16 protein-coding genes, 2 pseudogenes and 1 riboswitch are annotated in these 23,112 nt (G+C 56.1%); of the genes and pseudogenes, 1 reads left to right on the top strand and 17 read right to left on the bottom strand.

Annotated features, from left to right (window positions below; translation table 11 throughout):
• The 6 genes and pseudogenes from BLQ82_RS32660 to BLQ82_RS15230 form a co-directional block, all read right to left on the bottom strand.
• Window positions 1-1,389, bottom strand: a pseudogene (locus BLQ82_RS32660) (sirohydrochlorin chelatase); the annotation flags it as partial.
• Between the two features lie 126 nt (window positions 1,390-1,515).
• Window positions 1,516-2,730 (bottom strand): annotated as a pseudogene (gene cobJ / locus BLQ82_RS31050) (precorrin-3B C(17)-methyltransferase); the annotation flags it as partial.
• Between the two features lie 285 nt (window positions 2,731-3,015).
• A complete protein-coding gene (locus BLQ82_RS15245; RefSeq protein WP_244280808.1) occupies window positions 3,016-3,969 on the bottom strand; it encodes an energy-coupling factor ABC transporter ATP-binding protein in 954 nt (317 codons plus the stop codon).
• The gene (gene cbiQ / locus BLQ82_RS15240; RefSeq protein ID WP_062524758.1) at window positions 3,966-4,754 is read right to left on the bottom strand and encodes a cobalt ECF transporter T component CbiQ; all 789 of its coding nucleotides are present in this window, start codon (window positions 4,752-4,754) and stop codon (window positions 3,966-3,968) included. The genes BLQ82_RS15245 and cbiQ overlap by 4 nt, the downstream gene beginning before the upstream one ends.
• A complete protein-coding gene (locus BLQ82_RS15235; protein WP_062524877.1) occupies window positions 4,738-5,034 on the bottom strand; it encodes an energy-coupling factor ABC transporter substrate-binding protein in 297 nt (98 codons plus the stop codon). Before BLQ82_RS15235 ends, cbiQ begins: the two co-directional genes overlap by 17 nt.
• Before the next feature lie 2 nt (window positions 5,035-5,036).
• Window positions 5,037-5,804 (bottom strand): energy-coupling factor ABC transporter permease, encoded by a 768-nt coding sequence (locus BLQ82_RS15230; protein ID WP_062524760.1) that lies wholly within the window; start codon window positions 5,802-5,804, stop codon window positions 5,037-5,039.
• A 175-nt stretch (window positions 5,805-5,979) separates the two neighbouring features.
• A riboswitch (cobalamin riboswitch) is annotated at window positions 5,980-6,166 on the bottom strand.
• 139 nt (window positions 6,167-6,305) lie between these two features.
• Here BLQ82_RS15230 and BLQ82_RS15225 point away from each other — a divergent pair.
• Window positions 6,306-7,253: an ArsR/SmtB family transcription factor gene (locus tag BLQ82_RS15225; protein ID WP_062524762.1), complete on the top strand. Its 948-nt coding sequence runs from the start codon at window positions 6,306-6,308 to the stop codon at window positions 7,251-7,253.
• A 425-nt stretch (window positions 7,254-7,678) separates the two neighbouring features.
• Here BLQ82_RS15225 and BLQ82_RS15215 read toward each other — a convergent pair whose 3' ends face one another.
• The 11 genes from BLQ82_RS15215 to BLQ82_RS15165 form a co-directional block, all read right to left on the bottom strand.
• Window positions 7,679-7,954, bottom strand: a complete 276-nt coding sequence (locus BLQ82_RS15215) for a DUF6171 family protein (RefSeq protein WP_062524766.1) — start codon at window positions 7,952-7,954, stop codon at window positions 7,679-7,681.
• A 16-nt stretch (window positions 7,955-7,970) separates the two neighbouring features.
• A complete protein-coding gene (locus tag BLQ82_RS15210; protein WP_062524768.1) occupies window positions 7,971-9,467 on the bottom strand; it encodes an alpha-N-arabinofuranosidase in 1,497 nt (498 codons plus the stop codon).
• A 193-nt stretch (window positions 9,468-9,660) separates the two neighbouring features.
• Complete coding sequence (locus BLQ82_RS15205; RefSeq protein ID WP_062524770.1) at window positions 9,661-10,587, bottom strand: 5'-3' exonuclease; 927 nt, start codon at window positions 10,585-10,587, stop codon at window positions 9,661-9,663.
• A gap of 52 nt (window positions 10,588-10,639) precedes the next feature.
• Complete coding sequence (locus BLQ82_RS15200; protein ID WP_062524772.1) at window positions 10,640-11,578, bottom strand: sugar phosphate isomerase/epimerase family protein; 939 nt, start codon at window positions 11,576-11,578, stop codon at window positions 10,640-10,642.
• Window positions 11,579-11,600: 22 nt separating this feature from the next.
• Entirely contained in the window at window positions 11,601-12,416 is an 816-nt protein-coding gene (locus tag BLQ82_RS15195; RefSeq protein WP_062524774.1) for a carbohydrate ABC transporter permease, read from the bottom strand.
• A 32-nt stretch (window positions 12,417-12,448) separates the two neighbouring features.
• The gene (locus BLQ82_RS15190) at window positions 12,449-13,327 is read right to left on the bottom strand and encodes a carbohydrate ABC transporter permease (protein ID WP_062524776.1); all 879 of its coding nucleotides are present in this window, start codon (window positions 13,325-13,327) and stop codon (window positions 12,449-12,451) included.
• Window positions 13,328-14,683, bottom strand: a complete 1,356-nt coding sequence (locus BLQ82_RS15185) for an ABC transporter substrate-binding protein (RefSeq protein WP_062524778.1) — start codon at window positions 14,681-14,683, stop codon at window positions 13,328-13,330.
• 129 nt (window positions 14,684-14,812) lie between these two features.
• Entirely contained in the window at window positions 14,813-15,613 is an 801-nt protein-coding gene (locus BLQ82_RS15180) for an HAD-IIA family hydrolase (protein WP_244280824.1), read from the bottom strand.
• A gap of 212 nt (window positions 15,614-15,825) precedes the next feature.
• Window positions 15,826-16,404, bottom strand: a complete 579-nt coding sequence (locus tag BLQ82_RS15175) for a glycerol-3-phosphate responsive antiterminator (RefSeq protein ID WP_025707427.1) — start codon at window positions 16,402-16,404, stop codon at window positions 15,826-15,828.
• A gap of 95 nt (window positions 16,405-16,499) precedes the next feature.
• A complete protein-coding gene (locus tag BLQ82_RS15170) occupies window positions 16,500-22,304 on the bottom strand; it encodes a glycerophosphodiester phosphodiesterase family protein (RefSeq protein ID WP_062524782.1) in 5,805 nt (1,934 codons plus the stop codon).
• A gap of 315 nt (window positions 22,305-22,619) precedes the next feature.
• Window positions 22,620-22,982 carry an arsenate reductase family protein gene (locus tag BLQ82_RS15165; RefSeq protein ID WP_062524784.1) on the bottom strand — a complete coding sequence of 121 codons (363 nt, stop codon included), beginning with the start codon at window positions 22,980-22,982 and terminating at the stop codon, window positions 22,620-22,622.
• Window positions 22,983-23,112 lie beyond the last annotated feature (130 nt).

The following is a 23,112-nucleotide window of genomic DNA, read 5'->3' as shown; positions in this document are numbered from 1 at the left end:
TCAATGCTCCTTAGGAGCATTTGCCGGGTGCACCGCAACCTCTGAATATGAAGCTCCAGGCTGCTGCGGGACACGCCCCTCTGCGTCTGCAGAGGCGGGTTGGCTGTTGCGCCCGGACTTATGCCCATCATATGCAGCCTGCTGGCCGCGCTCCTGGTGCCCGACCTGATGTCCATGCTCACATCCATGCTCTTCGCCATGTCCACATTCATGCTTCTCTCCGTGTCCGTGTCCATGTCCTTTGCCATGACCAGCATGGTGTCCGTCCACATGCTCATGCTCGGATTCATGTCCCTGCCCATATCCGTGCCCATGCCCATGGTTCCCGCCCTGATGCCCACAGTGCCCATGCCCTTCACCTCCATGGCAGCCGTGCCCATGCCCTTCCTCACCGTGACTGTGGTGATTATGGTGATGGTGGTGATCATCGTGGTGGTGGTGATCATGATGGTGGTGGTGATGGTGTGCCGACGCTTCCTCACGGTACTTGCAATTGTCACAGTTGGCTGCCGTCCGGCCTGCCAGGGTCTCTTCGATCCGCTCCAGCAGCATGTCTGACAACAGCGGATGGGAGCCCAGATACGTGCCAGCCTCCACTTCAATCTCCGGATGCGCAGCGGCAAAACGGTTCACCGTTTCGTTGAACTGCTTCATCAGCACCCCGGTGAACAATAAATACGGCAGCACGATAATTTTACGCGCACCGAGAGCCAGGCAGCGCTCCAGTCCTGCGGGCAGCGAAGGCTTGGTGATGGCAATAAAGCAGGCCTCGACGCTTTTGTAGGGAGTTCTCTCCCAGAGCAGGCGGGTCAGCTTGTAAAAGTCGCTGTTCGCATCCGGATCACTGCCCCCGCGGCCCATTACAAGCACGATGGTGTCTTCATCGCTTACTTTGGAATAAGGCTCGTTCCTATCAGCAGAAGCCGTTCCTCCAACGGACAACGCAGCCGCAGTCTCCAGCCCGCCAGTATTCAATTGTGCGGACGAACCGTGCTCCACCAGCGGCGTTTTCTCCAAAGGGTCTCCGGGCAGCTCCGGCTGATCCGGGATCTGAACCGGCTGCGGGACAGCCCCGGCGATCCGGTCCAGCAGAATTTCTACCGCTCTCTCCTGCACTCCGAGCGGACGGCCATATACAAACTCCACACCCGGATATTTCAGCTTCGCCTGATCCAGAGCCAGCGGAATATCCAGCTTGGAATGTCCGGCCGCGAACAAAATAATCGGTACAACATAGACCGTCCCGGCGCCTCCCAGCACACATTTGTCAATCCCCTCGGAGATGGAAGGAGCCGACAACTCGATGAAGCAGGTTTCAACGGCAAGCTCCGGCTTGCGGGCAGCAAGCGCCCGGGTGAAATTCCGCAGCTCTTCATTCCCCTCTTCCACACGGCTGCCGTGCCCTACAAGTAATACTGTTGTTATCCCTTGCGCTCTTTCATGGTTATGCGCATGCGTGTGTTCACAGTGGAGCACCCTCTCCACCTGTGGGTCATTAGCTGAAATTCCACTGCCCATCCGCTCAAAAAAGGCATAAAACCGTTCATTTTGACTGCCCTGCGCACCATATTGCTCAACAACCTCAGTTACAGCAGCCACAGCTTCCTCTTCGTTCATCCCCTCACGGACCTTGCTGCCTGCGTATGGGGTGCGTCCGGTTTTTTTTCCGCCAAGATATAATTCATAGCTCCCCTTGGAATAGACAAGACCGATATCCTCCAGGACCGCTGAACTGCAGGCCATCCCGCAGCCAGCCACACTGATCTGCAGCTCTCTTGGCACAAGCCGTCCATTTAACTGTTGATGTAACCGCCGTGCAGCACCGGCAGCACTCTCTTTTCTCATGTCGCAGAAGCCGCAGGTTTTCACCTTCACCACATTCCCCGCGGGATTCGACGCCGCCAGCGACCAGGGCTCCGAAGAGGTCCGCAGCCGCTCATGCGGCTTCAGTGCCTGCGTATCGGCGCCAAGGCTGTACTTGCGTTCATAGCCGCGCGGTGTAACCATGAGGCCGTCATAAACCAGCGTTGCAGAGTTGCCGACAATCACGGTCGACAGCATGCCGATCTCGTGATCCAGCATCTCCTGGAGCGTCGTGACCATGGTCTGCTGGCGGTCGCGGTAGGCGCTTTTCACAATGCCTACGGGCGTGGAAGGATCACGGTAGCGGAGCAGGATTTGGCGGGCCTCTTCAATCTGGCGTGTGCGCTTTCCACTGCGCGGATTGTAAAAGGCAATCACGAAGTCCGCGGCCGCCGCCGCCTCCACGCGTGCAGCGATGCTCTCCCAAGGCGTAAGATGATCGCTCAGGCTGATCGTGCAGGAATCATGCATAATGGGCGCACCCAGCAGCGAAGAACAGGATTGAATGGCCGATATTCCGGGGATCACCTCGACTTCCACACCCGTGACACGGTTCCAGCCCCGTTCGATCAGCACCTCATAGACCAGTCCCGCCATTCCGTATACCCCTGCGTCACCGCTGGAAATGACGGCGATCATCTGCCCGGCTTCCGCACGGCGCACGGCTTCCTGGGCCCGGCTGACCTCTTCGGTCATGCCTGTGCCGACAATCTCCTGATGCCGCAGCAGCGGCTTGATCAGGTCTACATAAGTGGTGTAGCCGATCACAGCTTCACTTTCTTCCAGCGCTGCCAGGGCACGGCCCGTAATATGCTCCAGCCTGCCTGGGCCAAAGCCGATAATCAGCAGCTTCCCTTTCTTGTTCATTCTTGTTTCCCCCGTTCGTGTGTGTAACTCCAACACTGACCCTAAATTGATGCCCATGCTCTAGCTGTATTTGATACAACTAAAGAGTCCTATTTTTTACTGAAACCGTTTTAATTGCGCTCTGTACACTTAAAGAGACCTTATTTCAGCTAAAGAGGCCCAAACCGCTATTTTTGACTGTACAGAGTACATTTACTTTTAAAAATTCCGGTTTGCACCTCATTTTAACTGCAGCAAATACTCTTACCATCTATACGTCCAACACTAAAAGCGGGTTATATTCCACTATTGCTGACGACCAGCTACCCTGGCTCTCTCTCCCATTCCTTCGCCCAGCAGACTATTCAGCAACGCCTTGAACTCCCCCGCATTCCGGGGAGCAGTGTGCCCTGCCGTTACACTCGGGGGCAGGCTGTGCCACAGCTCAGCCAACAGCGGGAGCGCCAGGCCCAGCCTCTGCAGCAGCTCCCCGCCGGCAAAAATACCCTCCGGCGCTCCGGCGGCCCGGCAGACGCCCTGATCGAGGATGATGATCCAGTCCGCCCAGCGGTAGGCCAGATTCATATCATGCGTAGCCATCACCACAGTTGTCCCCTTACGGTGTATGCTGTCCAGGCCATCGAGAAGCTGCGCCTCCGACAGCGGGTCCAGATAGGATGTTGGCTCATCGAGCAATAGGAGCTCCGGCTCCATGGCCATCACACCTGCAAGTGCGGTGCGCTTTTTCTGGCCCAGACTGAGCTGATGAATAGGTTTATCTTGGATTGCAGAAAGGTTAAGCAGCTCCAGCACCACAGCGCACCGCGCAGCTATTTCCGCCTCATCCATGCCCGCGCCCCGCAGTCCGAAGGAGATATCGTCCTGCGGCGTGCCCAGGATCAGCTGCTGCTCAGGGTCCTGAAAGACCAGCCCGACTCTGCGCCGCAGAGCGGCAAGCTCCTTTTTGGCATAAGATACAGGCAGTCCCGCTTGCAGAACCCTCCCCCTTTGCGGACGCAGCAGGCCCACCGCATGCAGGAACAAGGTTGATTTGCCGGAGCCGTTATGTCCCAGCAGGGCTGTTTTGCAGCCTCTGGGAATCGCTGCGGTCAGACCCCGGAGCGCTGGCTCCACCGTGTCCGGATAATGAAATACGACATCCTCGAAGGCTAAAATGTAATCCATATCCATGCCGTTCTCCTTCTCCAGCAGTTCTGTTTCCAGGCTTTTTAATACGTTGATCCCTGGCATTCCCATCATGTCCACAGCATCCACAGCTGTGCCGCCGCCAGCAGGACGATTCCCGCATACGCCTCAAAGGCAAACCTCCGGGGCACTTCCCGCTTGACATATGGCGGCAGAAGAATTTCCCCGGTAAAGCCCCGGGCAGCAAGCCCCTGCGATAGCCCATAGTAGCGGTGCATGGTGTTCGCGAACAATGACGCCGCCATACTTGCAGCCTCCCGCAGCCGGGATCTGAAGCCCCTATGGCCTCCGCGCAGCCGCCGGGCCAGCAGCAGGCCATGGGCGGCATCGTCCAGCAGGAACAGGAACCGGTACATGACCAGCATCAGCTCCAGCACGATCTGCGGCATTCGCAGCCTGCGGAGCACCTGCAGCAGTTCGCCGAACGGCGTGGTCAGCATGATGAACAGGCAGCAGGCCAGACAGGCCGACACCCGGGCCAGCAGCAGCGCAGCCCGCATGCCTCCTGCCGGGGTCATGTACAGAAACTGGGCCGTGCCCGGAATCCGCAGGTACAGGACAGCCTCCCCGGCTGCCGGACGGCCCAGTTCCACCAGCAGTGCCGGCAGGCTGAGGCCGTAGAACAACAGCGCAGTGCCGAACAACTGCCCGTAGGCGCGCGGCGGGATTTTGGCATATTGCAGACACCACAGCATCATCCACAGCGTTATGAGAACCTGAAGGGCCGGATGCAGCACATAAGCAAGAGCGAACATGATGGCTGCGAAGAGGCTTTTCCACATCGGGGACATCCGGCTCAGGGCATTGCTGCACGATATTGCATCAATTCTTCTGATCATTTAGCTTCTGCCGGTCCTGTCTTCCCTTCAGGAGACCCAGCGTATAGCCGATTACCCCTGCGCCAATAGCCGCTTGCAGCGCAAACAGCATGCTCTCCGTTTCACCCGGCAGCTCAGCCAGCGGCTTGAACCAGGGCTTATATGAGGGATCAATCTCTGTAATTGCACCCTCTGCCGCATCATCGGCCCCGCCGAATTCTCCGTTCACGAACAGCAGCGGCAGGACTACCAGCAGAATTACCGCGAGCAGCATCAGCAGGTTTTTCCATTTGTTCTTCATCTTCACAGTGTGTTTCCTCCCTTGGCTCCCCGTTTAAGCAGGGACAGCTCCTGTGAGCTGTAGACCTTCAGCCAGTTCCACAGCAATACCGTCAACAGCCCCTCGCTGACCGCCAGCGGAATCTGGGTCACGGCAAAAATACCGCCGAATTTCACCATGGAAGCCAGCATACCGCCATCCGCAGACGGAAAAGCCACCGCAAGCTGAAAGGATGTGACCACATAGGTCATCAGATCCGCTGCCGCAGCCGCGCAGAATACCGCCAGCTTTTCGCGTTCGCCAAGCTTCATAATCAGCTTATACACCGCATAACCGGCAAAAGGCCCGGCCACTGCCATGGAGAAGGCGTTCGCGCCAAGCGTGGTGATTCCGCCGTGCGCCAGCAGCAGCGCCTGGAACAGCAGCACAATGGAACCGGTCACACTCATCGGCAGCGGACCCAGCATCACTGCGCCAAGTCCCGTCCCCGTCGGATGAGAGCTGCTTCCGGTTACCGAGGGCATTTTGAGCGCAGAGAGCACAAAGGTGAATGCTCCGGATAAACCCAGCAGCAGCTTCAGCTCCGGGTTGTCCCGGGTCATCCTTGTGAGCTTGCGGACGCCAAGGAAAAAGAAAGGCAGAAAAGCAACCCACCAGAACACCGCCCAGCCAACCGGTAAAAAACCCTCCATAATGTGCATTGCTTCCGCCGTACCCGGCTCATTGAGCAAAAAATAAACGGCAAATATGCCGGTCAGCCACGCAAAACGCCAATAGCTCCGTTTGTTCATCTTGCACCTCCTGCTTGATTTTTGTGTGCGGCGTCAAACCAAAAACTCCCGCCCCTGGGGGTGGGAGTATCATGTACGTATCCGGATCACAAAGAGAAGGCTGCTCCGCCGCCATAATAAGCAGCACACCCTTATCTCTCCATCCATTCGTACACCGCTCCTATCCGCGTAGAGTCGTGTGTGCGCAAACAAGGTAGGTCTCCTGGCTCGGGATCATCGCTGGCCTTCGTCTTCCCCGGAGCAACCGAGTGACCTGTTGAAAGCCGGCTCTTCCTTACAGTGGCGGGACCGCTCGGGAGTTGCACCCGATTCCCTGTTATCCCTTGATGTGAATCAAAGGCACCTTGTTTCATCGCTAATTCATCCTGTACATCATAGCGGACATGGCTTAAGGTGTCTGTGATAAAAGTGGAGGTGTCCATCGAGAGGAGAGAAGCTTGTAATAACCTCATTTGAATAATATAATTGTTAACTATACAAACCTGAACCCGGAGGCGTCCTATGAAACTGGATCTTACCGAAGAATCCCTGCCAGTCTACGAAGCTTTATCAAGCGCCGTGCGCCTCCGCATGCTCCGCCTGCTCGCCATTCAGCCGATGAACGTCAAGGAGCTGGCAGCGGCAGCCCAGCTCAGCAGCGCGATCATGACGATGCATGTCCGCAAGCTGGAAGCGGCCGGGCTGATCCGGACACATATGGCTCCCGGGCGGAGCGGCTTGCAAAAAATCTGCACGCTGGCGGCTGAAAGCGCAGAGATCATTTTCCCAGCTCAAGCCACAGCGGAACGCAAAAGCCACCGCAAAGAGATACCGGTCGGCCTCTACTCCGACTTCCGGATCGAACCGACCTGCGGGCTGGCAACGACAGAGAAGGTCATCGGCAATTTTGACGACCCGCGCTACTTCTGGGATCTGGAGCGGATGAATGCAGGCATCCTCTGGTTCGGCAAAGGCTATGTCGAATACAAAATCCCCAACTTCCTCCTAACCAGCGAACAGCCGGAGGAGCTTGTCATTACTATGGAAATCGCCTCCGAGGCCCCGTCCATCAATAATAATTGGCCTTCGGATATCACCTTTACTTTGAACGGAACGAAGCTGGGCTTCTGGACCAGTCCCGGAGACTACGGAGACAGCAGAGGCAAATATACGCCGTCCTGGTGGCCCGCGCTCACAAACCAATACGGGCTGCTCAAACAGCTGCGGGTTACCCCCAAGGGGACGTATATGGATGGACAAAAGCTGTCCGGGATCACGCTGGATCAAGTGGACATCCGCAGCAAGCAGTGGACGTTCAGGCTATCCGTGGAGGAGGATGCCGAGCATATCGGCGGGCTGACCCTATTCGGCAAAGGATTCGGCAACTATAACCAGGACATGCTGGTTGAACTGTTCTATACGGAAATATCCGGCATATCCAACAGTCCCGACGCTGCCGGAATACCTTAAATCGGGAGCCATAAGAGGGTTACAATGAAGAATCCCCGATCTTCCGCAGCGGATCAAGCCAGCGAAGGATCGGGGATTCTGGGTTATACAAGTACAGAGTGAATTTGAAATCTGTTCTGTGATCTTCATTGTGGATCAGTTGATTTTTGGCATGACTGCACTTCGTGCAATAGAATGCTGATTGTTCTGCGTCGAATCGCATTCTGCTGTATTTTGTGCAATCATTTTCCAGGTTTAGAGTCAAAAACAGCTTCTCCTGAGAATTCTAATGTACAGAGTGCAATAGATTGGGCTTTTCGGCCGATTTATGGGTTTTCTGCTGCAGAAAGTGCAACAGAATGCGAGTTCCGGCCTAATTTATATTGCAGAGCCCATGCCATGCTGTATTCTGTACAGCCTGACCCAAGGACACGCGCGCGCCGCGCTTAGCCGTTAACCGGCTGCCACAGGCCGCCGCCGGGAAGCGGACAGCCGCGCGCCTTCAGCCGGGCCACAACCGGAATGATGCAGCCGCAGGCGGTGCAGGTTACACCATCCTGCAGCTTCGGGCAGGTACTGCAAAGTGCGACCCGCTCCGCATACACCTGATCTGACGCGGTGTTGCCTTCATTGAACATCGGGGACGCCAGTATACGGGCGATCTGCGCTTCCGTGACCTTATAATCATCCCGGCAGCCTTTGCAGGCAGAGGTAGTGGTCATAGCCGTGCTCCTTTGATCAAGCCTTCGGTGTAATTTTCAGTACCGTTACCGACATTGCCGGCAGCTCGACAGTAATCGTATCCCCTTCCAGCTTAAAGGCTGTGAACGGCTGCGGAACAACCGCTTCCGGCTCGCTGAACGAGTTATGGGCATCAATGGTTGCCCCGGCAAGCGTAGTGCCGGCAATATCCACCGCTTGACCGGCAAGGCCGCGCAGCTCCAGCGGAAGTACAGCCGCAGCCGCATGATTCAGGTTGCACAAGCTGACATGAATCACACCTTCTGCTGTCACTGAAGCCGACGCCGAGACTTCCGGAATGTCCTTGCCGTCAAAGCTGTAAGACCCGCTGTCCAGCGTCAGATCCAGCAGTTCGGCATCCTGATGCACTTTGTACATGTTGAATACATGATAAGTCGGAGTCAGCAGCATTTTTTCGCCTTCGGTAAGAATGACAGCCTGCAGCACATTAATCGTCTGGGCAATGTTCGCCATCCGCACACGGTCGCTGTGCTTGTGGAAAATATTCAGCGTCAGTCCGGCAACCAGCGCATCGCGGATCGAGTTCTGCTGGTACAGGAAACCAGGGTTCGTGCCCGGCTCCACATCATACCAGGTTCCCCATTCATCGACGATCAGGCCGACTCTTTTCTCCGGATCATATTTGTCCATAATGACGCTGTGGCGGGTCACCAGCTCTTCCATGCGCAGCGCTTTTTCCAGAGTGGTGAAATATTCCGCAGTATCAAAACCGGTAGCCGCACCCTTCTGCTCCCAAGTAGCACCAGGAACGGTGTAGTAATGCAGCGTGATTGAGTCCATAAACCGCGTGGCTTCGCGCATCAGCACTTCCATCCAGTGATAATCATCCGCATTCGGGCCGCAGGCGATCCGGTGAATCCGGTTGTCCCCGTAGTTGCGCACATACGTCTGGTATTGGCGGTACAAGTCAGCGTAATATTCAGGACGCATATTGCCGCCGCAGCCCCAGTTTTCATTGCCCACGCCAAAATACTTCACAGCCCAGGCCTCTTCCCGGCCATTCTTCGTGCGCAGCTCAGCCATCGGAGAGACACCGTTAAAGGTCAGGTATTCCACCCATTCAGACATTTCCTGCACCGTTCCGCTGCCCACATTGCCGTTGATGTATGGTTCACATCCCAGCATGGCGCACAGCTCCATGAATTCATGCGTTCCAAAATGGTTGTTCTCCACCGTGCCGCCCCAATGCGTATTAATCATCCGTTTGCGGCCTTCGCGCGCCCCGATGCCGTCCTTCCAGTGATATTCATCGGCAAAACAGCCGCCCGGCCAGCGCAGCACCGGCACCTTGATCTCCTTAAGCGCTTCCACAACATCATTGCGGATGCCCTTGGTGTTCGGAATCGGAGAGTCCTCCCCTACCCAGATGCCTTCATAAATGCAACGCCCTAAATGCTCGGAAAAATGACCATAAATATTCCGGTTAATCGTTCCCTTGCGGATATCCGTATGAAGCACAACACGCTGAGCCATTTCTATGCCGCCTCTCTTTAAGTTAATATATTTATTAACTACTTAATAATTATATTAATATTATAAAGGGCTTGCTTCGCATCCGTCAACAACAAAAAAACGCTTCCCTGCCGTTGTCGGCTCAGGAAGCGCTTCTGCTGTAATCCGGAGATATGTCGTCAGTATTACGGCCTGCTGAACAGAGAATCTGGTCTTAACCCAAATCCCCCAGCTCGATCTGCACAATCCCCCGTTCATCCTTCACCGAGCCGACAAGATGCATCAGGCTGCCGAACTCCAGCTCCTGGAATTTGCGTGCGGCTTTCTCCCGCTGCAGCTCCCACAGGCATTCTGCAAGTGTACAGACGACCGGCACATCACAGCGGATTTCGGCCAGCTCGCGGGACAGATGGAGCATGTCGAGGTCGGCTTCGATTTTGGCCCGCACCCCTTTGGGCAGCAGGTGAAGATTCTCAATCACACCTTCTATGGTGCCGTATTCCGTCAGAAGCTTCAGCGCGGTCTTCTCCCCGATACCGCGAACGCCCGGGTAATTGTCGCTGGTATCGCCCATGAAACCCTTCAGGTCAATGACCTGGGCCGGGGTAAGCCCTCTTTCCTCCAGCAGCTCCGCCGGATCGTACACCTTGTAATTGGAGCGGCCTTTTTTCATAATCACAACCTTAACGCTGTCGCTCACCAGCTGCAGCATGTCATGATCCCCGGTCAGAATATACACCTCGGATTCCCCGCTGTAGCACGAAGCCAGCGTGCCGATGCAGTCATCCGCTTCATAACCTGCCAGTCCAATATTTGGTACCCCCAGCTCGGCGACTACCTCTTTGACCAGGTCAAACTGCGGAATCAGCTCCAGCGGGGCATCGATCCGGTTCGATTTGTAGCCGTCATACTTCTCCGTGCGGAAGGTCCCCTTGCCCATATCCCAGCAGCAGACCACATGGGAAGGCTCAAACGTGCTGACCGCATCGAAAAAATACTGCAAAAACCCGTATACTGCATTCGTCGGCAGTCCGGCTTTGGTCTTGCGGATATATCCTCCATAGGCGGTCGCATAGAAAGCCCGGAACAGCAGAGCCATTCCGTCGACGATCATTACCCGTTCCTTTGTTTCTGGACTCATTGTGTGTAACACCTGCTTTATTGATATTGGAACATGCATTCCTCTATCAAGTCTACCTTATTCCCGGGACAGGTTCAATGCCATAGACAGCCTGGTATTGCTTCCGTAAATGGTGAAGTTTGGCTGCGGACGGCAGCAGATCTCCGGGATGCCGCAGCTCAAGCACCCAGGCCCCATTGAATCCGCCTGCCGCCAGCCCGGCCAGCATCGCCTCCAGCGGCACCTTGCCCTGGCCGAGTCCCAGGTGCTCATCCTGCTCTGCGGCATTGTCGCTGAGGTGCAGCGCGACCAGGCGGGGCATCGCCTGCTGCAGCATCAGCAGGCAGCGTTCCCTGCCTGCCATCAGGGCATGGCCGCTGTCGAACACCAGGCCTATGCGGGAGGAATTCACCCGTGCGGCCAGCTCCAGCAGCTCAGTGACCTCCGTCCCCAGCAGCCCGGGGTACGGGGGAACATTCTCCAGCGCGATAACCGCCGCAGAACCGGCAGTCTCCGCCAGTATCCGCTGGAGGAAACGCACCACCCGCGCCTTGGCCGCTTCCCGTGAACCAGCGGAAGCCGCTCCGGGGCCTGCCATTACCGCTGCCTCTTCCGGCAGCGATGCCGCCCCGGGTTCCGCCCCTGTTTCCTCCGCGCCCTCAGCAGACAGCTCGCCCGCATGCAGCACCACATAGCTGCAGTCCAGCACTTCTGCAACACGCAGCGTATTCAGCAGCAGCGTTTCCGCCTCCGCACGCTGCTGCCCGTCCGCTGCCGCCGGATTGCAGCCGGTAATCGGCGCATGAATACTCCAGCGGATGCCAAGGTCCTTGCCTTTGCGGGCCAGTGAAGCCAACTGGTCTGCCGTCCATTCCAGCAGCTCCCCATGCCTGCCTTCGCACATAATCTCGATGTGCTTCCAGCCCTCTGCGGCCAGTAATTCAATAGCCTCTGCCAGCGGACGGCCGATGTAGACATAAGTAGAGACCGCGCAGTTCTGTAAAGACATCATCCGAACTCCTCCTTGAACAGCTCTATTTAATACCTGAATGTATGAAGCTCTCAATGAACTGGCGCTGGAACACCAGGAAGATCAGCAGCAGCGGGGTGATCACCAGCAGTGTAGCCGCGCTGACCTCCGTCCACTGCACCCCAATCTCGAACGATTGGGCAAAGATCGACAGCCCCACCGTAAGCGGCCGGTTCTCCACCGAATTGGTGATAATCAGCGGCCAGAGAAAGTTATTCCACTGATAGCTGATCGAGACGAGTGCGAAGGCCACATAGGTGGGCCGGGCCAGCGGGAAATAAATTTTCCACAGGACCTGCCATGGGCTGCAGCCCTCGATCAGCGCCGCCTCTTCCAGCTCGGTTGGAATCGTCTTAAATACCTGGCGCAGCAGAAAGATTCCGAACGCCGAAGCCAGAAACGGCAGCATAATGCCCAGCTTGGTGTCGAGCAGCGACAACTGCTTCAGAACGTTGTAATTGGGGAAGATCAGCACATCGGCGGGAATCATAATCTGCACCAGAAACAGCAGGAACACTATGCTGCTGCCGCCAAAGGGTACACGGGCAAAAGCAAAAGCGGCCATGCTGGCCGTCAGCATTTGCACAGCAAACACGCACACCACAATCAGAATGGTGTTGAGATAATACGTGGCAAAGGGCGCGGCAGACCAGACCGTAGCGAAATTGCCCAGAGTGAAGTCCAGCGAGAACAGGCCCGACAGCGCTGCTTGACGGGGACGGAACGCTGTCACCGTCATCCAGAGCAGCGGGATCAGCCAGAAGGCCGCGAGGGCCAGCATCAGTAGATTTCCGAGTCTGGATGTGAATTTGGTTTTCATAGAATTGCCCTCCTTCCGGCAGCCATGCAGATTTAGTTATAGTGAATTCTCCGGTCCAGGCCAAAGAACTGCACAGCCGCAATCAGCAGCAGTACGGCAATCATCACCACCGTCAGCGCCGACGCCATTCCCTGGTCCCAATAGCTGAACGCTGTTTCATAAATGTAATAAAGCAGCAGATTGCTGGCGTTATTGGGGCCGCCCCGGGTCATGATCATCAGGTGGTCGACAAGCTTGTAGGCGTTGGTGAGCGCAACAATACTTACGAACAGCGTAGTCGGCATCAGCAGCGGGAAAGTGATTTTGCGGAACACGGTGAACCGGCCCACCCCATCGACATGTGCGGCTTCATACAGCTCTTTCGAGATATTTTGCAGACCGGCGAGATAAAAAATCATAAAGAATCCCGCTTCCTTCCAGATAATCATCAGGATCATCGCCCACATCACCAGGCCCGGTGTGCCCAGCCAGTTGATATCATTCACACCGAACCAGGACAGCAGCCGGCTCATCAATCCATATTCCGGTGTATAAATAAAAAGCCAAATATTAGCTACTGCAATCATGGGGATCAACGTCGGATAAAAGAATGCTGAACGCATAAAACCTCTGCCATGCAGCGCCTTGTTGGCGAAGACTGCCATCAGAAGCGCCAGAGCGATTCCGAGTGGAACCGTCCCCAGCGCAAACAGCACATTATTGCCCATAACCTTGCGGAAGACCTCGTCTTGAAACATCGTACGGTAATTGTCGAGACCGGTGAAGACGGGCTCCGGCGTGGACAGATCCGCCTGAAAAAGGCTCAGCCGCAGCGTCAGCGCAATCGGATAGAAGGTGAACAGCAGCAGAAACAACAGTGAGGGCAGCAGCAGCAGCCAGGCGAACCCGTTTCTTCTCAGCCTTGCATTCATTTATTTATTAAAAGAAGCCAGGGCCTGGTCCGCTTCATTCTGCGCTTTCTGCAGGGCCTCCGCCGGTGTCAGCTCATTGGTGAGCGCCGCCTGTACGGAGTCACTGAGGATTTTGACAATTCTGCCGTTGTTGTGTGTCGACAATTCAGCGGATGCATATTCCAGCTGGTCACGGGCAATCAGCGCAGCCGGGAACTCAGCAGCATAAGCCTTCATCCGCTCAGTTTCATATGCCGATTTCTTCACCGCCACATAGCCGGTATCGATACTCCACTGCGCCGCACGTTCGGTTTCAGTCATGAACTTGACGAATTTCCAGGCTGCTTCCTGCTTCTTCTTGTCGATATCCTTGAAAATATAGAAGTTGCCGCCGCCGGTAGGGCTGCCGTATTGCTTCTGCGCCGGCAGGAAGCTGACACCGAAGTCAAAAGACGCATTTTTCTTAACATTGGTCAGGTTGCCGGTGGTATGGTACATCATCGCGGTTTTTCCTTCCAGGAAGTCGGAAGGCACCGTGCTCCAATCGGTTACACCGCCAGGCATAGCCTTGTGCTTCGCCGCCAGATCGACCCAATACTGGAGTCCCTCGACGTTCTCCGGAGTGTTGAACATTACTTTTTTGCCGTCAGGAGTCATCAGATTGTTGCCGTTCTGCAGCGCGAAGGTCTGAAGCATCCAATAGGCGTAGCCGGTCACCGGAATCTCCAGCCCCCACTTGCCGTCACCGGCCAGCTTGACCGCGTATTCCTGCATCTCTGCCCAGGTTGCAGGCGGCTTCTCCGGGTCCAGCCCGGCGGCCTTGAACTTATCCTTGTTGTAATACAGAACGATGGTGCTGCGCTGGAACGGAATACTGTAGGTTTTGCCCTCAGTCTGGGAATTCTCCATAAAAGCGGGATAGAAGTCAGACAAATAAGTGTCTCCGCCCTCCTGTGCGATGAACTCGTCCAGCGGAATAATCGCATCCATATCCAGCAGGCTGAACAGCTCCGTGGACTGCAATACCGCTACATCGGGCGGCTGTTTCGACTGGACTCCGGCTTGGGTTTTGACCGCTGTATCAGCATAGCTGCCGGTGTATACCGGCTTAACCACAATGTCGGGGTTCTCCTTCATAAAATCTGCAGTCATCGCTTCAATGGTAGCCGTCAGCGGTCCTCCGACAGCAATCGGGTAATAGTAAGTCAGCTCCGTCTTGGTTCCGTTACCCGCCGGTGCTGCTGCGGCTTCACCAGCCCCGGTCCCGCTGCCATTGCCAGCGGCATTATTGTTGTTTGTGTTTGTGTTGTTGCCGCAGCCTGCCAATACCGACATTCCTAGTGCAGCCGCCATAACCGTTACATTGACTTTACGCATCCTGTGATCTCCTCCATTTATCTATTCATAAGTAGCAGAACGACCGGCAGCCCTCTGCGGACGGCAGATCCTCTTGCTCTGGCAAACATGGGAATTTCTTTGCAATCCTGTTGTGCAGTGCCGCTACAATCAGGACAGGCGCAAATGATCCTGCAGCATCTCCGACATTGAGGTCCAGATATGATCCGGCATGGTCGAATATTGCTCCAGATCCTCTCTCGCGGTCACTCCGGTCAACACCAATGCAGTATTGATGCCGTGGCTCAGGCCAAACCGGATATCCGTATCCATCCGGTCTCCGACCATCAGACAGTTCTCCCGGCGGGTCCCGCTCTGCTCCAGCACCTTCTCCGCATAATAGGCGGAGGGCTTGCCGATAATCTCTTGTACAGTGCCGCAGCTGGCTGCCTCAATGGCCTTGACCATGGACCAGGTATCGGGAAGCAGGTCGCCCACTACCGGACAATTCGGATCGGGGTTCGCGGCAATCAGATAGGCGCCCGCCCGGACAGCCTTCATCGCCCGGTGCAGCTTCTCATAATCGAAATCGCGGTCCATCCCGACCAGCACATGTGTGGCTTCCATAGGTTCATCGGTAAGTACCGTCCCTCCGCCGGCCATCTCATATTTTAGCGCCTGCTCGCCAATCACCAGCACCTGCGGCCTGTGGTTCATTTCCTGCATTTCCCGGAAATACGCCGCAGATACCGAAGCCGCCGTCACCACTTCCTCCGTATGGGCTTCAATCCCCATCAGCCTTAGCCGGTTCCGGCATTCTTCCCGGGTCCGAATAGTGGTATTGCTCAGGAACAACACCTGTTTCCCCTGTTCCCTTAGATACTGCAGGGTCTGCTTCACTCCCGGCAGCAGCAGGTCGCCAATAAAAATGGTGCCGTCCAAATCAAAAAAATACGTCTCGTACGCAAGCACATCCTGCAATGGGAAAGCAGCCTCCTTAAAGGAAACAAACCAAAAAACCCTGTATCCAGCACAGTAAGCGGGCATGATAAATCCGCCGTCTACATAAGCTGCATAAGGGTTTTCTCTTCGTCTCCGACCCTTGATTATGAAATTGAATGGTGTTCACTTACGCTTACTTCTTCACTATAAACAAACCGTGTCATCCTGATATTAACTCCAGGTTAAGCTTGTGCAAAACTGTGCCAAAGCTCCGGGTTGCCCATTGACACTGCACTCGCTCCCGCTTGGAGAGCTGTCTGAATCTCCTGATGATCCTTGATCAGCCCACCGGCAATGATAGGGCGGGAAGTGCTGCTGCTCAGCTCGGTAATGACCCTGGGGATCAGCCCCGGCATGACTTCAAGCGCATCCGATTCATTCTGGCGCACGTTGTTGATGCCGTGCTCCAGCGCGGAGGTGTCGATCAGGAACAGGCGCTGGATCGCCAGAAGCCCGCTTTTCTTAGCCTGCTTGACCATATGGTTCTTGGTGGAGATAATGCCGGTCGGGCCAATCTTCTCGGCAATATATTTGACCACCAGCGGATCGCTCCCCAACCCGCCGATGAAATCGACATGCAGGAAAACCTTCTTGCCGGCTTCCAGGCCCTGCCTCACATATTGCTTCACAGTGAACAGGTCGCCGATCAGCAGAAAAATCATCGGCCACTCGCTGTCGCAAGCCTTCTGCAGGTCTTCGGCCTTGCGCACTGCCGGTATAATCCTATGGTTGCCGCTTCCAGCAAACAGTCCGTTCTTCACCTGTTATCCCCCTTCTGTGCCAGTGAATATTGACCATTGTAACAGCCGTTTGTCAGCGCGGTATTAAACGGCGGGACCGCAGTCCCGCCAGCACTTCATTGGATGAAGCCCGCCAAGCTCAGGAACCGCTGCAGCAGCACGGCCGATTGGGCGCGGGTGGCGCTCATTCCCGGCATCAGCAGCTCTTGCGATACACCGTTCATTAATCCGGCTTGAATGACCAAGTTCCATTCCTCATGCCCCCAAGAGATGCCTGCCGCATCCTTGAACTTCTCCAGGGCTGGCGCTGATTCCGCAGCTGCACCGCCAGCCGCGCCGTCCTGCCCGATATAGCGCAGGGCCCGGGCCAGCATCATTGCTTGCTCACTGCGGGTCACCTTGGCATCCGGACGGAGAGTTCCGTCGCCGAAGCCGCTGATCAGGCCGGCAGCAGCGGCGGCAGATACGTCGCCTGCGAACCAGTCCGCAGGCTGAACATCCGGCCAGGCTGCCGTCTTTCCGCTGCCTTGGGCAGCTGGCAGGGCCAGCGCGCGCGCCAGCATGGCAGCAAATTCCGCCCGGGTTACCGCACGATCCGGTTCAAAACGGCCGCCGCCGGTTCCGTTCAGCAGCAATTTGTCTGCCAGCTGCTTCGCCTGCCGCTCAGCCCAGTGGCCATTCAGGTCACGGAAAGATGTATCCAGCGTCATGACGCTCAGGATGCTGCTGCCGCTCTGGATCTGGTGCAGCATTCCCTCCGTTCCATCACCTGTGAAACTGGCGGGCACGAAGGACAGAGTTCCCTTCTCCGGCGAGAACATTATTCCAGTTGCCGTGCTGCCAGCCGGCGAGTCCAGGACCAGCGAACGCGTGAGATAACGGGAACCGGATAAGACCGGAGTTGAGCGGACGTCTGACATCGCTTCAAGATTAAACTCTACCGCAGCGGCCATTTGCCGGCCGCCGGCCAGCTCCACGGCACGGGTTACTGCCGCCGCTGCTGCTCCATCCAGCCTGCGGATGGTAACCTTAAGCTTCATCTCCTGCAAGCCTGTGCCCAGCGCGGCAGCCTGCTGTTCAAGCTGCAGCTGCTCCAGCGGGAGCATGTATCCGGCCTTCGCTTCAGTATGGGTTACCTTCAGCAGAGCCCCGCTGTGCGCGGCGTTCTGCAATACAGCTGCCGGAAGCTCCAGGGCATCGCCGGTGAAGTTAACTGCCACTTGCACGGAGTTGCGGAACGCTTGTTCCAGAACAGCAGGCTCTACTGTGCCATCCACCGCTTCAAGCACAGGCACTGCCGGGGAAGGGGTCACGCCAACTGTTCCAGGCACGCTCGTATATCCCGCTCCAGACGATGCAACCGGAGGATTGTACCCACCGGCTCCTGAACCTGGTACCAAAGTAGCTGCTGGTGTCGGTGATGGTGTTGCTGTCGGCGTTGATGTCGGTGTTGCCGACGGTGTTGCTGTCGGCGTTGATGTCGCTGTCGGCGTTGGGGTGGACGTCGGGCCCGCGGCACTTTTTACCGTAATTTCCACCGGCTGCGAATACAGATCATACGTGCCCCCGTTTTCAATGGAAGCAGAGTAACGCAGCAGCACATGGGCGGTTCCCGGTTTCCGGGCATTCACCCGGCTTCCGTCCGCCTGCAGCAGCTCCTGCCCATCCAGGAATACAAGCTCAGGCATGATCTCCTTGCGCTCACCCTTATAGGTCTCAACGATGGCTTCCAGCTTCTGCTCCTCACCTGGATTCAGTTCAATCTTGGCTGTCTTCGCACTCAGTGATGCTGCCCAATCGGACGCCCAGTAAGCATAGTCCGTAGTGATGCCAAAAGCTCCAAGCTTCAGGAAGCGGATCACGTCCTCGCGTTTATTAAGCGTCCAGGGTGAGATCAGCAGGCCACGGTGTGCCGCCGCCTCCATGAACTTCGGTCCAAGCCCGCTGTAATCCGTATTAAAGGTCAGATTAAGCTTCGACACCGTCTTCAGCGTATCCCGCAGCGAGCCTTCCACGTTATTTTCGCTGGCGATATAACCGGTCAGCAGTCCGGCGGGAATCTCCGGCATCAGTTTATTCAACCGCTCCAGCTGGGCTGGATGGAAAGACATCACATTTACAATGTCCTCTGCTTTATGCGCCTTCACTGTGCGGACAAAAGCATCCACCGCCTCCGGCGTCTGCGTTTTGATCTCGGCATACACCAGCTTGCCGCGCGAACGCGCCAGCTCCAGCTGTTCATCCAGGGTCGGCATTCTCACGAGCGGGAAGCCCTCCGGGTAAGTCTTGTTGGCATTATAGGTTTTAAGCTGCTCCAGTGAATAATTCTCCACCGGTCCGCTGCCGTCCGTTGTGGTTTCCAGCACCGGGGAGTGCGTAATGATCAGATGTCCGTCCGTAGTCAGGAACATGTCATTTTCGATAAAATCCGCTCCGGCATCCAGTGCCATACTATTGCTTTCGATCGTATTCTCCGGCGACACGGAAGGCATCCCGCGGTGTCCAATGATATACACCTTGCGGATCAGCGTGGTATCGCGGTTGTACAGCTCCAGCGCCGCATGTGCCGCAGCAGGCAAATCAGTTACCAGACCGTTCACGCCGGCTGTGATCAATTGATGCAATCCGGCTGTCGTACCGGAAGGCGCAGGCGCCTTCGCCTCACTCCAGACCATTACCGCCAGCTTCTGCAGATACGCCGTATTCTCGCGGGTCGCGGCATTCTCAGCCAGCAGCGCTACTCTCGCCCCGCTGGCCGCTGTGGCACGGCGCATGTCCAGCAGCTCCTCCGGCCCCGGATTCCCGGCAGCGGTAAAGTCGAGTATACCGCGTGCCATCGGGTAAGCCGCCCTGGCTCGCTTAATCCATTCCCCTTGCTCCGAAACCACGAACACGTCCTCCAACCCGCGCTCCCGCAGCATCTGTACCAGCCGGTCCACAGTCAGCGCATCATGGACATAAAAAGCAGGGATTACCCGGTCCGCGGCCGCCGCCAGCACCTCAGGCAGAGCAGCAATTTCTGCCCCGGTTCCCGGCTCAATCACCATCAGCTCCGGGTTCAGATGCAGGATTGCCGTGGCCGGAAGCTGGTCTTCGGCCAGCTTGCCCAGGTCGCTTGACTGCTTAATCTCTGTGACAATCGTCGGGGCGAGTGCAATTTGCGTTTGCGGTGCGGCCACCTTAATGAAGGGTTCGATGACAGGTGCCGGCAGTGGTTCTTCCAGCAAGGTCACCCGAAGATTATCAACCCGCATCCTGCTGCTGTCCGCCTGCAGGCCAATCCCGCCTTTGGCATAACTGTTCGCCTTAAGCGATTCGATAATCAGCTGATTGCCGATCCACTCCTGAACCTGGTTTCCGTAAGCTTTGATCGTATAGTGCAGCGGGGCACCTTCAGCCAGCGGCTCCGTATATGAGCCTCTCTCCATTACATTCCATTGATTAGCCGGTGTCCGCTCGGCGAATTCCACACCATTGGCAGCGGAAGGATCTTTGCGTACTGCCATCTGGTAATACGGATAATCCCCCTGCTGGACCCGGAACATCACCGAATTCCAGCGTGAGGCATTCAGTGCGTCCGTGTGGGTGACATCAGCTTCAATCACATAGTTGCCAAACAGGCTTAGATAATCCGGCAGCATTAAGCGTATTGGGTTGTCCGGGGCCGCAGTGGCGTTCAGCTCCAGCGCTCCACCCTTCACGGCAGCTTTGCCGGCTGTCATGCCCTGCACCCTTGTCCAGCCGTCAGGCAGCGTCTCCTCGGGCGTGCTGTCAAAGTTATCCTCAAACAGCACGTATTCCTTGGCTTCCGGTTTTTTGGCCACCAGAATTAACCTGATAACAGCATCATCTTTGCGCCCGGTCAATTGATGTATGCCTTCGGCTTCGACAGCTATCCCTTCCTTGCCGAGAGTGACCCCCTTGCTGTCTGTGCTCCATTCCAGCGCAGCCCCCTTCAGTTCCGCCGTGCTGTAGTCGCTGGATTCTGCGTGGAACGTCAACGCGTCAAAAGCCAGCTCCCGGCCTGTCTGTGCCAGCACATAGCCGGTTTCGTGGCTGAGGCTCAGCACCTTTGCCCCTGTCTTGGAAGGCGTAACGGTCAGCAGACGGCTGGCCTCCGCCTGATAGTAGACGGCTGTGACCGTTGCCTGCCCTTCTTTGACCGGCACCGGCTGATTGTTGACGATCCGCACAATGCTCTCGTCGGAAGAGTACAGCTTCAAGCCATTTGCCTGCACCGGCTCTATCAGTCCGTCAGAATAATACACCGAAGCTGTCACCTTCAGCGGGCCTGCCAGCGCTTCCGCCTGCTGCGGCAGATCCAGCTCCAGACGGTCGGCTGTAATCCGTGTCACCTTCAGGTTGTCAAAAGAAACCGCCGACTGATCAACCTGGAAGCCCACTTTGCCTTTATCCAGCAGCCCATTTTCAAGCGGTTTGTCCAGCAGCAGAGTATAATCCGCCTCATCCTTGGCCTTGATGTATTCCTTGACGTTGTCTCCGAAGACACGGACCTTCATGGTATAATCCTTGTTCAAGGCAAGCGGTGTACCGCTTCCGTCCGACATCACATTCCAGGCGCCGTCCGGCTTCCGGTAGGCCAGCTCGTATTTCCCGTTCTGGCGCACCGCCATCTGGTAATACGGCAGTTTGCCGTTGGCCGGGACACGGAACATTAGCGCTGCCCAGCGGGCACTGTTCAACACACTCTCGAAGCGGACATCCGCTTCAATCGTATAATGATCCGCCTGTACCGGGGCTGCAATCCGGCCCTGCCGTCCGGCGGCATTGCCGTCAAACCGCAATCTGCCATTGCCGTAGACGGCTTCCGTAACCCTACTAATATCTTGGCCCGAATCGTATGTTGCTTCCATAATACTGGTAATGTCTTGGCTTGAGCCGTATGTTGCTTCCGTTACCAACCCCGGCTCCCGGACTACCGCAAACGGGCTGCTGCCTGCACTCCCGTCGGCAATCCAGTCTTCGGGTAAGGCTCCGTCCGCGTAACCGTCGAAATTCTCCTCCAACAGTATTGGATTCATCTCCCCGCTGACCGTTTGTTCGTCATTTAACGTAATGACTCCATAGCCGGAGGTATCATTCCAGAAGCTGGAGGAATTGTAGGCGCTCCAATACCCAGTGCGCTGCGCCGTGGCGTCAGATTTCTCCAGCCGGTCAGTCACACTCAGTTCGAGCCCCAATTGCTTCGTCAGATGCGGGTCCATGCCCAGCATCTCCCAAGGCACAGCAATTTCTGCGCTCCAGCCCTCTCCGCTCTGGTGGATAGAACGCAGTATCTGCTTCTCGTCCTTGCCCTGATGATTGTTCAGCGCCGCGCCGAAGCGAAACTCAGGCGTGCTGCTGCCCGGCTGGTAAAGGATGCCGATCTGCATATCATCCTTAGCAAAAGGGGATGAGCGGTGCAGCGTCGGGTCCAGGAACAGATTCAGATTGTCCTGATCGAACCAATACCCCGCACCGTCGTGGATCGGTGTGCTGTCAGGCGCATTCACAGCGATGTATAAATAAGTGCTGTCCCACAGCAGCCCGAAGCGGCCGTTCTCCCCTGCTATCTCCCCTGTTCGTACGCTTAATGCCTCGTCAAGACTCCAGAACCCTTCGTCCGGTTTGCCGTCAATAACCGGAGCGGTCAATGTTCGTTTGACCTCAGCTTCCGCTCTTCCAGGCTCGGCAGCTGCTGACCCTACAGGTATCACTGCTGCTGATTCCGAAATTGCATGGCCCGATTCTGGCAACTCTGCTGTTGCCGGTAAGGAAGACTCAGACACCGCTGTTGAGGACACGGCAGCCGAAACGGTTCCGGACAATAATGACGTATCCAATAGGCCGGTCAATATAGCGGCAATGGCCACCAGGTTCACAAGCTTTTTTGCTTTTCGGACTTTTTGCACTTTTTGCATGGTGATTGTACCCTCCCAAATGTCGTAGTGAAATCTGAGCAGCACAAAAAACCCTACAATCCGTCAAGGTGCAATCAGACCCGGAATGGGCCTGCCTTCACTTTGACGCATAGAGGGTTTTCTCCTCGTCTCCTACCCTGCGGCTTTAAGTTGGCGCTCTCATGCTTAACTTTAAAGCGGAAGAATCATCACAGTATCAACGCCGGGTTAAACTATTGTCAATTCAGAACGCTGTCCCGGAGGTACATTACGATTCGGCGGACTGGATTAACGGTATAGCTTGGGCGGTCCTTCGCAACAAGGAAACCCGGATGGCTATACAGACCAGGATTGGCTGAATTGCTCATCCTTAAAGCCCACAGTAACCTTCTTCCCGTCAGTGACAACCGGACGTTTGATCAGCATGCCGTTCTTGGACAGCAGGTCCAGCTGCTCTTCTTCACTGAGGCCCGGCAGCTTGTCCTTCAGCCCAAGGTTCTTATAAACCTCACCGCTTGTATTAAAAAACTTCTTCAGTTCCAGCCCGCTGTTCGCCACCAGCACCCGCAATTCTTGGACGGTAGGCGGCTGCTCGGCGATATGCTGCAGCTCCAGCTCATGGCCTGCTTCCTTTAACCACTTCACCGCACTGCGGCATGTGCTGCATTTGGGATATTGATAGACTTTTAGATGACTCATCGGCTGCTCCTTCGGTGTATATTGAGAATGATAGGCTGCGTAAGTTAAAGTAAATAGTTAGGTTAAAAATCTCCTTCTGCGTACAGCGCGCTTGCGCGAATTCAAAGGTACTTTTACCTCTCATTTCCTC

Origin of the sequence: Paenibacillus jilunlii (assembly GCF_900102965.1) — a bacterium.
Lineage (GTDB): Bacteria > Bacillota > Bacilli > Paenibacillales > Paenibacillaceae > Paenibacillus_AQ > Paenibacillus_AQ jilunlii.
This window is presented reverse-complemented; position numbering and strand designations above follow the sequence as displayed.

Excerpts from the sequence above, each read along its gene's own strand:
- BLQ82_RS15245 (WP_244280808.1), bottom strand. The coding sequence starts at position 3,969 with ATGATGGGAATGCCAGGGATCAACGTATTAAAAAGCCTGGAAACAGAA.
- cbiQ (WP_062524758.1), bottom strand. The coding sequence starts at position 4,754 with ATGATCAGAAGAATTGATGCAATATCGTGCAGCAATGCCCTGAGCCGG.
- BLQ82_RS15235 (WP_062524877.1), bottom strand. The coding sequence starts at position 5,034 with ATGAAGAACAAATGGAAAAACCTGCTGATGCTGCTCGCGGTAATTCTG.
- BLQ82_RS15230 (WP_062524760.1), bottom strand. The coding sequence starts at position 5,804 with ATGAACAAACGGAGCTATTGGCGTTTTGCGTGGCTGACCGGCATATTT.
- BLQ82_RS15225 (WP_062524762.1), top strand. The coding sequence starts at position 6,306 with ATGAAACTGGATCTTACCGAAGAATCCCTGCCAGTCTACGAAGCTTTA.
- BLQ82_RS15215 (WP_062524766.1), bottom strand. The coding sequence starts at position 7,954 with ATGACCACTACCTCTGCCTGCAAAGGCTGCCGGGATGATTATAAGGTC.
- BLQ82_RS15210 (WP_062524768.1), bottom strand. The coding sequence starts at position 9,467 with ATGGCTCAGCGTGTTGTGCTTCATACGGATATCCGCAAGGGAACGATT.
- BLQ82_RS15205 (WP_062524770.1), bottom strand. The coding sequence starts at position 10,587 with ATGAGTCCAGAAACAAAGGAACGGGTAATGATCGTCGACGGAATGGCT.
- BLQ82_RS15200 (WP_062524772.1), bottom strand. The coding sequence starts at position 11,578 with ATGATGTCTTTACAGAACTGCGCGGTCTCTACTTATGTCTACATCGGC.
- BLQ82_RS15195 (WP_062524774.1), bottom strand. The coding sequence starts at position 12,416 with ATGAAAACCAAATTCACATCCAGACTCGGAAATCTACTGATGCTGGCC.
- BLQ82_RS15190 (WP_062524776.1), bottom strand. The coding sequence starts at position 13,327 with ATGAATGCAAGGCTGAGAAGAAACGGGTTCGCCTGGCTGCTGCTGCTG.
- BLQ82_RS15185 (WP_062524778.1), bottom strand. The coding sequence starts at position 14,683 with ATGCGTAAAGTCAATGTAACGGTTATGGCGGCTGCACTAGGAATGTCG.
- BLQ82_RS15170 (WP_062524782.1), bottom strand. The coding sequence starts at position 22,304 with ATGCAAAAAGTGCAAAAAGTCCGAAAAGCAAAAAAGCTTGTGAACCTG.
- BLQ82_RS15165 (WP_062524784.1), bottom strand. The coding sequence starts at position 22,982 with ATGAGTCATCTAAAAGTCTATCAATATCCCAAATGCAGCACATGCCGC.